At 61.0% G+C, this 8,920-nt stretch carries 13 protein-coding genes; 11 read left to right on the forward strand and 2 right to left on the reverse strand.

Features of this window, described 5'->3' with window-relative positions:
* Positions 1-2 precede the first annotated feature (2 nt).
* From VXJ24_RS07060 to VXJ24_RS07100, 9 genes are all read left to right on the forward strand, one after another.
* On the forward strand, positions 3-443 hold the full coding sequence (locus VXJ24_RS07060) for a hypothetical protein (protein WP_330972225.1): 441 nt from the start codon (positions 3-5) through the stop codon (positions 441-443).
* On the forward strand, positions 440-643 hold the full coding sequence (locus tag VXJ24_RS07065; protein ID WP_330972226.1) for a hypothetical protein: 204 nt from the start codon (positions 440-442) through the stop codon (positions 641-643). Before VXJ24_RS07060 ends, VXJ24_RS07065 begins: the two co-directional genes overlap by 4 nt.
* Positions 624-1,100 carry a pilus assembly protein gene (locus tag VXJ24_RS07070; RefSeq protein ID WP_330972227.1) on the forward strand — a complete coding sequence of 159 codons (477 nt, stop codon included), beginning with the start codon at positions 624-626 and terminating at the stop codon, positions 1,098-1,100. The genes VXJ24_RS07065 and VXJ24_RS07070 overlap by 20 nt, the downstream gene beginning before the upstream one ends.
* Positions 1,090-3,120, forward strand: coding sequence for a hypothetical protein (locus VXJ24_RS07075; protein WP_330972228.1), 2,031 nt, complete (start codon positions 1,090-1,092; stop codon positions 3,118-3,120). Before VXJ24_RS07070 ends, VXJ24_RS07075 begins: the two co-directional genes overlap by 11 nt.
* On the forward strand, positions 3,117-3,578 hold the full coding sequence (locus tag VXJ24_RS07080; protein ID WP_330972229.1) for a hypothetical protein: 462 nt from the start codon (positions 3,117-3,119) through the stop codon (positions 3,576-3,578). Before VXJ24_RS07075 ends, VXJ24_RS07080 begins: the two co-directional genes overlap by 4 nt.
* Positions 3,579-3,926 (forward strand): DUF192 domain-containing protein, encoded by a 348-nt coding sequence (locus tag VXJ24_RS07085; RefSeq protein ID WP_330972230.1) that lies wholly within the window; start codon positions 3,579-3,581, stop codon positions 3,924-3,926.
* Between the two features lie 5 nt (positions 3,927-3,931).
* Entirely contained in the window at positions 3,932-4,549 is a 618-nt protein-coding gene (locus VXJ24_RS07090) for an FHA domain-containing protein (protein ID WP_330972238.1), read from the forward strand.
* 82 nt (positions 4,550-4,631) lie between these two features.
* Positions 4,632-6,587 carry a DUF2207 domain-containing protein gene (locus tag VXJ24_RS07095; protein ID WP_330972231.1) on the forward strand — a complete coding sequence of 652 codons (1,956 nt, stop codon included), beginning with the start codon at positions 4,632-4,634 and terminating at the stop codon, positions 6,585-6,587.
* 16 nt (positions 6,588-6,603) lie between these two features.
* Entirely contained in the window at positions 6,604-6,846 is a 243-nt protein-coding gene (locus tag VXJ24_RS07100) for an RDAC family protein (RefSeq protein ID WP_330972232.1), read from the forward strand.
* 78 nt (positions 6,847-6,924) lie between these two features.
* Here the strand turns inward: VXJ24_RS07100 and VXJ24_RS07105 are convergent, their stop codons facing one another.
* Both VXJ24_RS07105 and VXJ24_RS07110 read right to left on the reverse strand, forming a co-directional pair.
* Positions 6,925-7,104, reverse strand: coding sequence for a hypothetical protein (locus VXJ24_RS07105; protein ID WP_330972233.1), 180 nt, complete (start codon positions 7,102-7,104; stop codon positions 6,925-6,927).
* A gap of 116 nt (positions 7,105-7,220) precedes the next feature.
* Entirely contained in the window at positions 7,221-7,916 is a 696-nt protein-coding gene (locus VXJ24_RS07110) for a hypothetical protein (protein WP_330972234.1), read from the reverse strand.
* A gap of 169 nt (positions 7,917-8,085) precedes the next feature.
* Here VXJ24_RS07110 and VXJ24_RS07115 point away from each other — a divergent pair, with 169 nt between their 5' ends.
* Both VXJ24_RS07115 and VXJ24_RS07120 read left to right on the forward strand, forming a co-directional pair.
* A complete protein-coding gene (locus tag VXJ24_RS07115; protein ID WP_330972235.1) occupies positions 8,086-8,289 on the forward strand; it encodes a type II toxin-antitoxin system RelB/DinJ family antitoxin in 204 nt (67 codons plus the stop codon).
* The gene (locus VXJ24_RS07120; protein ID WP_330972236.1) at positions 8,279-8,407 is read left to right on the forward strand and encodes a hypothetical protein; all 129 of its coding nucleotides are present in this window, start codon (positions 8,279-8,281) and stop codon (positions 8,405-8,407) included. Before VXJ24_RS07115 ends, VXJ24_RS07120 begins: the two co-directional genes overlap by 11 nt.
* Positions 8,408-8,920: the final 513 nt, after the last annotated feature.

Below are 8,920 nucleotides of genomic sequence, written 5' to 3' on the forward strand. Positions count from 1 at the left end.
GCATGAAAAGCAGAAGGAAGCTCCTTCTGGCAGTGGCCATCCTGGCAGCGGTGCTTGTTCTCGGCCTTCTCCTCAAAGGGATGGATGCAGAGAGGTCGGAAGCTTCCGGAAGCGCCGAGGAGGATCTCTCGTCCGAGACGGCGCAGCTGCTTGCGAATGCAGGAGGGACGTTTTCCGAGGACATCTCAGCTGATGAGGTGGAGAGCTACACCGTGGACAAGCCGCTCAAGACCGCTTCCTCCCAGCTCATGGAGTCCTATGAAGACAGAGGAGACTGCGTGCTGCTCGAAGCGCAGTATCTCGACCTTCTCGGCAAGGTCTGGGGCTTCAGCGTCGAAGGGCAGGGATGGGCAGATGTCTGCATCCTGAAGGAGACCGGATCGGGCAAGACGCAGGTCGAGGTCGTCCATCTCGAAGCGGTGGAAGGGTCGGATGGCTCATGAGGCTCTGGCAGGAGGAGACAGGACAGGCGACGCTCGAATATGCGCTCCTGCTTGGAGCGGCGCTGGTCGCGGTCGTGGCGCTCGGTGCGCTCTGGAAGGCGGGGGCCGAAGGGCGCCTTCTCGACTGCGCCCTTGCAGCCTGCTCGCATCTTCTGGCAGATATCAGGCAGGGCGCAATCGATGACCTGCTTCTCTTCTGAGCTTGCCGAGGAGCGGGGCCAGGCAAGCGTCGAGGCAGCAGCGCTTCTTCCCGCTGTCTCGCTTCTGGTACTGCTCCTGCTCCAGCCACTCTGCTGTGCCTATTCGGAGATGGTCATGAGGGAGGCAGCGGCAGAGACGGCACGCGCTGCTGCCGGTACGGCAGACGAAGAGCGTCTCGACGAGTTCTGCCGCCGCAGGCTTGCGGCCATCCCAGGAATTGCAATCTTCTCTGATGGCGACTGGGATATCGAGATTGCAGGGGCAGAGGAGCAGGCTGTGACGGTCTCGATTGCGGGGCACGCAAAGCCGCTGCCGCTTCTCAGCACAATCGCTGCCTCCGCGCTTGGATCTGACGGAGATGGAATCGTCCTCAAGGTGCAGGTCGAAGAAGAGCTGCGCCCTGCATGGCTTGAAGGCACATACGATGACTGGATCGAGGTGTGGGATGCTGGATGACGGAGCACAGGACAGGCTGCCCCTTTCCCTGTCTCTCTTCATCGACGAAGAGAGCGGCTATACCTCGGTCGCTGTCGCGGTCTCCCTGCTCGTGAGCTTCTCGCTTGTCTTCAGCCTTGCTGCTGCAGGCTGGGCTCTCTCCCGGAGTGCCGACATCCAGGCCGTGGCCGATGCGGCTGCCCTGAGCGCAAGCCAGGCGACTGGTGCCTACAGTGCCTGCGTCCAGGTGCTCGATGCGGCAGCGCAGACGCTTGGCACGGCCGGCATGCTCATGGTCGCAGCTGGCATGGTCGCATCTGCCGTGCCTGGAGGGCAGGTGGCAGGAGCTGCTTCGGCAGATGCCGGCATGAAGCTCCTGGAGACGCGTGGACACCTCGTCGAGACGGCCTCCGCGGGCCTTTCGCGTCTCGAGGAGATTCTCCCTCTTCTCATCATCAGGCGAGGGATGGCAACGATTGCGGCTGAGAGCACAGAGCGCATCTCCTATGAAGGCATCGTCGTGCCCTATCCCGTCTTGGGCAGGTCGGATTTCTCGGGCATGGACCAGAAGGTCGACGGAGAGGGGCTCGACGAGGCAACAGATGCGCTTGCCGATGCTTCGAAGAAGTCAGAGGAGGCCCAGAAGGAAGCCGAGTCTTCGAAGGAGGAGGCGTGGCGGGCTGACTGCGCAGAGGAGCCCTATTGCCTGAAGGAGCGGGCAGCGAAGCTGGCAGACCTTCCCGATGCGCTCAATCCGAGCTATCCCTCGCCAGCTTCCTGGACGTTCGGAGCGCCGCTTGCAAGGGCGCGGTCCTACTATGCGGCGCGCCTTGCCGAGGAAGTGCCCCAAGATGCAGGCGTCGAGGAAGAGGCGCGCTCCGCCATAAGGAGCGCGTACTACCGCTTTGCAGAAGAGCAGATGAATGCGGGGCATTACGAGGAAAGGCCTGATGGGACGGTCGATATGGATCTGCCAGCACTTCCGCATACGGCAGGCGAGACGCGCGAGAGTGCTCTTTTCACGGAGCGTATCTGGCCGACGTCCGATGGGGCAGACGGGATGACAATCCATGCCTTTGCAGGATGCCCTGCAGCCAAAGACGGATCCGGCACAGCATCCTTGGCAGATCTCGAAGCGGGCAGGGTCAGGCGCTGCGAGGTCTGCGGACTCGATACGAAAGCGGTGGGCCTTGTGGCGTCGGCGACGACGAATACGAAGAGCGGCTTCGAGCACTGGTGGCGCATCATCGAGGAAGCCTCGAAGCGCTACCAGAAAGCGCGTGCTGCAATGGAGGATGCAGATGCCGAGACGCATGAAGCGGCAGGCAAGGCGCAGGGACGCTTCGATGAGGCGCTCGAAGTGCTGAAGAGCGCAGACGTCACATTCTGTCCGCCTGGTGCCTGGGGCACGATTGCGCTTGTATCGAGACCTGCAGAGACAGCTCTGCCAGAGATGCTTTCAGGCAGCTTCCTTGCGCCGAGAACGCTCTCTCCTGGTGCTGCAATCTCTGCTGCCGTTCTGGCACCTGTCGAGACCGAGGACGAAAGCGTCCTTCTGGATTCGGCGCATGCCTGGGAGCAGGAGCTTGGAGAGCCGGATTCTGCTGTCGCAGGCATCGTCTCGGTCTGGAACAGCATTCTTTCCGGCTATGGAAAAGGCTGGAAGAGCGTGGAGAGCGTCTCCGATGAGATCTTTGACGGTATTGGCGGCATCTTCGGCGGGAGCGCTGCGGCCTGGCTGCGCGACAGGCTCCGTGCGAGTGCGAGCGCAGCCGGCCTCGAGCCGGCAGACCTGAGGCCGCGCCGCCCTGTGCTCACGACTACGAAGCATGTGCTTGTGCAGGCGGGGCTCGAGACGGAAGGGGAAAGGGAGCGGCTGCTCAGCCTTCTGGATGAGGATGCGTCTGCGCCGGAGCGGCTTGCCTCGGCACTCGGCATCGCTTCCGACCTGACAGGCGAGGATAGCCTCGAGGTGGCAGAGCTCCTCGTACCGGGAGGCACCGCGGTGCCTCTCAAGGTCGGTCTGGGGAGCGCGGCATGATGTACGCGCTCAGAGAGGAGCGGGGACAGATGGCGGTGGAGCTGGCTGCGCTCATGCCGGTCATTCTCGTCTCTCTTGTCATCCTCTGGAACCTTGCACGCTATGTCTCTGCCTGCGTGCTCTTCGACCGGGTCGCTCCGGATGCAGTGCTTGCCGAAGCAGCTGCAGCTGGAGCAGAAGATGGGAGCGTGGAGGCAGTTTCAGCAGCGGAGACATCCATACGCAAGGCGTTTGAAGATGCAGACGATATCGAGATTTCGGTCGAGGCAGAAGCTGCCGAAAGTGCGCCTCTGGCCCTTCTGGGCGAGCCGCACCTCATGCACTTTCGCTGCACGCTTTCCTATCATCCCTGGCCTCGGCACTTCGTCGTGGCAGGAATCGACTCCGAGGCTCACTTCGAGCTCGTGCATGTGCGCGAAGTCGTGGCAGATGCCGGGCAGGCAGGAAGGACGGTCTAGATGAGAAGGGATGCTCTGGTCCACGTGGAGCCCTATGGGGATTTCCGGCTGCTCGTGTCGGCGCGGTCACGCCTCAAGGGACTTCTGGGGAGCAGGTGCACGGCAGTGCCTGTGGTTCTTCTGCCGTGCGCTGCAATCCATAGCTTTGGCATGCGCTACCCGATCGATGTGGCTGCGGCGGATGCCGAAGGACGCATCCTCGGCGTATGCCTCGGCCTTCCTCCGGGGAGGCAGTGGCGGGTGCCGGGAAGCTTTGCCATCTTCGAGCGGCCGGCATCTCGAGATCTCTGGTTTTCGGCAGGCGAGCGGACGGAGCTCGTGCTCTGTGCGCGCAAGGACAAGGAGTGAGCGTTATGGAAGTTGCCCTGCAGGATGCAAGCTTCACGAAGGTATGTCCCCGCTGCGGTGCGCGGCTCTTCCGGGACATGCATATCTGCTATGGATGCCTCTATGATTTCGACCATCCGCAGCCGATAGAGCGCCCTCCCCATGAGCTTGTGCAGGAAGCGGAGCCGGCAGCGCCTGAAGAGAGCGAAAAGACCGCAAAGGAACGTGTCATCGAAGCGGCAGCTCCTGCTGCCGAAGCGGTTCCGGACGATGCAGGAGATGCAGACGATACGCTCGATCTCTCGCAGCACAGTGCAAAGAAAGAGAAGGCAGCAAGCCCTGCCTTCACCTACCTCGTACGGGCGCATGTCGGCGAGCTTGAAGCGACGGTGCCCATAGGGGAGAGGGGCGTCACGATCGGGCGTGCCCAGGAGAACGACATCGTCCTCCATATCCGCTCGGTCTCCCGCCACCACCTGCGCCTTTCGCTTGGGACGGGCGGCGTGCTCGCGCAGGACCTCGGCGCCACGAATCCGGCAATCTATGAAGGAAAGCCGATCGAGGGAAGCGTGCTTCTCAGCACGGGAGATATCTTCTATATCTCAGGCGTGCCGTTCGAGATAGGGGTGGATGACGGGGCATGAGGCACCATCTGCCGCGACGGTCGGGCCCTGGCAGATTTGCTAAGCTTGTCTATAGGCAGGCTTAACCAGATTGGAGACCTCCATGGACCATCCTGTACGGCATCCTCGAGGCTTGTGCCAGCTTCTTGTCGGCCTCTTCGCCTTCATTGCATGCCTCGCTGTTGCCCATACGGCTTGGGCTGACTACTCGATAGACAAGGTCTCGATCGATGCGACGATCGGGTCAGATGGAACGCTTTCTGTCATCGAAGACCGCACGTTCGACTTCGATGGCTCCTACCACGGCGTGTACTGGAAGCTGCCCGAAGGGACCTATGGGGGGGCAGAGCTGACACCGCATATCGCCTCTGTCGGTATCGTCGAGGACGGCGTCTATACGGAGTTCGCCCACAATGCCGGAGGGATCGACGGCAGCTTCGATGTGACGGATGAGGGCTCCTATCTCGAGATCAAGCTCTATTCCGCTCATGAGGATGAATCGGCGACGTTCCGCATCGTCTACTCCTATCCCGACCTTGCGCAGCGCTACGAGGATGTAGGCGAGCTCTACTGGAAGTTCGTCTCCGATGGCTGGGATGTGGCATCCGACAATGTGACCTGCACGGTCCATCTGCCGGTGCCGTCCGGCGAGAGCGTCGAGGCAGGCTCGAATGTGCGTGCCTGGGGCCACGGTCCGCTCGACGCGAGCCTGGCCTTCGATGGGTCGGCCATCGTCTATACGGTGCCGGGTGTCGGCACCGATGAGTATGCAGAAGCGCGCATCGTCTTCCCCGAATCCTGGCTCTCGGGCGCAACGCAGCGCTCCGGCGAGGTGCTTGATTCCGTCATGTCGGAAGAGCAGGCGTGGGCAGACGAGGCCAATGCCAAGCGCGAGCGCGCCCGGACCATGAGCACGGTCGCGCTCGTCGGCTCGCTTGCTCTTGCAGCGCTCTTCATTGCCCTTTCTGTTCGTGCCTATCTGCGCGACAAGCGCGAGCATCGCCCCCAGTTCGACGACGAGTATTTCCGCGATGTGCCGACCGATGACCATCCCGCCGTGCTCGATGCGCTTCGGGGAGACGGCAAGCCGGACGGAAATGCCCTTCCGGCATCGATCATGCGTCTCTGCGATCTGGGCTATGTACAGCTTGGCTGCGTCGTGCCCGAGAAGAAGGGCTTCCTCGGCAAGAAGAAGCGCGAGCGCTACTACCTCGATTTGGTAAAGCGACCTGCCGGCACAGATGCTGCAGGCGAGATTGACGCAAGGACCCTGTCGCTGCTCTTCGACGAGATCGAAGGCATGGCAGATGGGGATACAGCGCCGTCCGGGCAGCCGCGCCTCTGGTTCTCTTCGATCGAGAAGGCGGCAAAGGACGCTCCTGAGCGCTATAGCGACGCAATCGAGAAATGGGAAGGCGCTGTCACGGGTGCCTGCAGCAAGAAGAACTACATTCTCGCGGACAACCCCAACAAGAAGGTGCCGTATGCCTGCTGCGCTCTGAGCATCGTCCTTGCTGGCATCCTGATCTTCTTGGGAATTGCTGAGAAGATCACAGCTGGTGTGGCGTTTGCCGGCCTTGCTGCGGCAGTGGCGGCGGCAGTGGTCTGCGGCTCCCTTCCGCAGAAGATGTGCAGCAAGACGAAGGAAGGCATCGAGGTCGAGGCAAAGCTCGAGGCGCTCAGGCGCTGGCTTCTCGATTTCACCCGTCTCAAGGAGGCTGTGCCCCAGGATGTGGTGCTCTGGAACCGCCTGCTCGTGATGGCGGTCGTGCTCGGCGTGTCCGAGAAGGTCATCGCCCAGCTCAAGGTTGCAGCCCCCGAGCTCTATGAGACGCTTTCGGCAGACCCGTATTCTCCGTGGTACTGGTATGCATTCTGGGGCCCTGGCCATTACAGCACGCCGATGGATGCCTTCGGCAAGAGCGTCGAGTCGGCCCACTCAGTGAGCACCGCAGCCCTTGCGAAGAGCATGGAGTCCTCGGGCGGCGGGTTCGGCGGCGGCTTCTCCGGCGGAGGCGGAGGAGGATTCGGCGGTGGCGGAGGCGGAGGCGCCTTCTAGATCTTTTGGGGGAGACATGGTACGTCCTATTGGCATGCAGCAGATCATCGGACTCAAGCGTGCGCTCATCGAAGCTGGCATTCCGGTCACGGTGCATATGCACGACGCTTGCGGCGGACAGACCTTCCGTCTGGAGCTCACCGACGCAGAGGCTCCCCGAGAGGAGTCGCTTGGCCGTGCACGCACCTTTGCCGAGCTGTATCTCGGCCGCCATCTGACGTTCGATGGTACGGGAGCCACGTTCTGGGCTGCTGACTGAACAAACAAGAACAAAGAGGCATGCAGAAGGCCGGTACGCATCGAGCGTGCCGGCCTTCATTCGTTCTATCCGGAAATCTCAGGCCCGGAATTCTGCTGTGTCGATTGCAGGGTCCTCGATACCGTCTTCGGGATGTGCTCCGAAGCACCAGAGCGCAAGCGCAGGGTCGTCAGCCTGATTCCCTGCCTGCGAGCAGAGCCTCATGATCTCTTCGAGCGTCCTGATCGTGCCCTCTTCAGTGATATAGCGCTTCTTCATGTCGGGCATTCCGGACTCCATAGCAAGACTCCTCGTAGCTTGGCTCCTGGAAGGGAGCATGCCTACGCAACGTAGGCATTCTAGCAAAAAGATGGAAGATGGCTGCACTGCGCAGGCTACGAGACAAAGACATTGATGCAGTAGCGGGAGCCGCGATGGTCCTCTTCGAGCTCTTCTGCGGTTGCTGCAAGCAGGTGGTCCGGATATTTCCTCCGGATCTTCTGGAACGAGTAGCTCTTGTTCGGAAGCGTCGCAACGAGGTGGTCTCCGGCATAGAAGTTCATGAGCTGGCCGCCTGCCGCATCATGTGCGCCGCCTACGATCTCTACGTCGAGCGGCTCGATCGGCTTCGTGCCGCCGCCAAGGCCCTGCCAGTCCTTGTCTGCAATATAGGCACGGATGACATCGACATCGGCAGGGAGGCTCTCGATGCCGGCGGATGCAGCCTCGAACCAGGGATTGCCTGGCACGAGGATGCAGAGCCCATCACCCCTGCGCTCGCAGACAACAGATAGCGAGGGCTCTCTCGTGAGCAGGGTGGCGACAGGCTCGGTCGGCACGATTGCGAAGGCGCATTTGCCGAGACGGGCAGGGAATCCCTGGAATTCGCCGGAGTCGATCGTCGTGCCCTTCTTCGTGTCCTTCATGCGCTGCGGCTTCGTGGAGACGAGAAGCGTGGTCCTGCCAGCAATCTTTGCTGCGCATTTCTCGTCGATGACCTGGATCTTGAGGGCACAGGGTCCTTCAGGAACAGCGAACGGTTCCTCTTCAGGTCCATGGACCAGCTTCTTGATGCTTGCCAGAATTCCCATGCTTTCCCTTTCTTCAGCTTCTCTCACAGTATGAGCCTAGCGCACGCATTGCTGCGCCCTGCCGATATTTCCAAATTGTCGAAGGTGCCCATCTGGCGTCTGCTATCATTCTCTATGAAGTAATACTAAGGAATACGAAGTCATACCAGAATCGCAGCACGGGGGAAGCGTGGCAGAAAAGATGACCCCGATCGTCGCGAAGGTACTGCCTGAGGAGAAGGAGAGCTTCTTCGCAGCGACCGAGCGGATCGGGACGACACCCTCAAACGCAATACGCATGTTCATCTCGGCGTTCAACCGCGCGGGGACCTTCCCGTTCGAGATAGGGGTCTCTGCTGCAGCAGGAAAGGACGGATCTCGCCATGAAGGCTGATTTCCAATGGTGGCTGCTGAGGCTTGCGATAGCGATATCGGAGCATCTGCACTGCAATGCCACATCGAGGCTGCGGCAGTATGCCATCAGCGCTTCCATGAAGAGGCTGACCTGGTAGGCCAGGCCTATAAAGACAGACAGAACCTTTGTGAGCCAGGGTGCCGGCAGATTGAATGCCGGCACCCTGGCGCATGTCTATGTGGAGAAGAGGGCTGGCACGTCGAGCGGGCAGGAGGAAAGAGCCGCCACTCACAGACGATGGTGACATGCAAGCGACAGAGCGAAGTCTTGCAGCGGGCTGATTGAAAGCAGATAAAAGCAGGCCAGAACTCTTAAACTGCAGCATGAGCATACCGCTTACCCCAGAAAAGTTGCCGTTCGACTGGGAGGCCTGTTAGGAGTCTGCAAAGGCTCGGTACAATTCCATAGACTTCACGGTTCAAGAATGGGTGCTTTCGTATTAATTGTGTAGAAGATGTGAAGCCCCACTTTCCCGCATTGCAGGGGAGCGGAGCCGTGTAAAGTTTCTTCTCGCGCTGAGGCACCCCGCACCGAGCGGGACGCAGACAGCGCAGCGAACCTTGAAAACCGGATACTGCGATCGAAGAGATCGGAAGACAGACGTGAGCGA

Source organism: Olsenella kribbiana (assembly GCF_036408795.1).
Lineage (GTDB): Bacteria > Actinomycetota > Coriobacteriia > Coriobacteriales > Atopobiaceae > Olsenella_L > Olsenella_L kribbiana.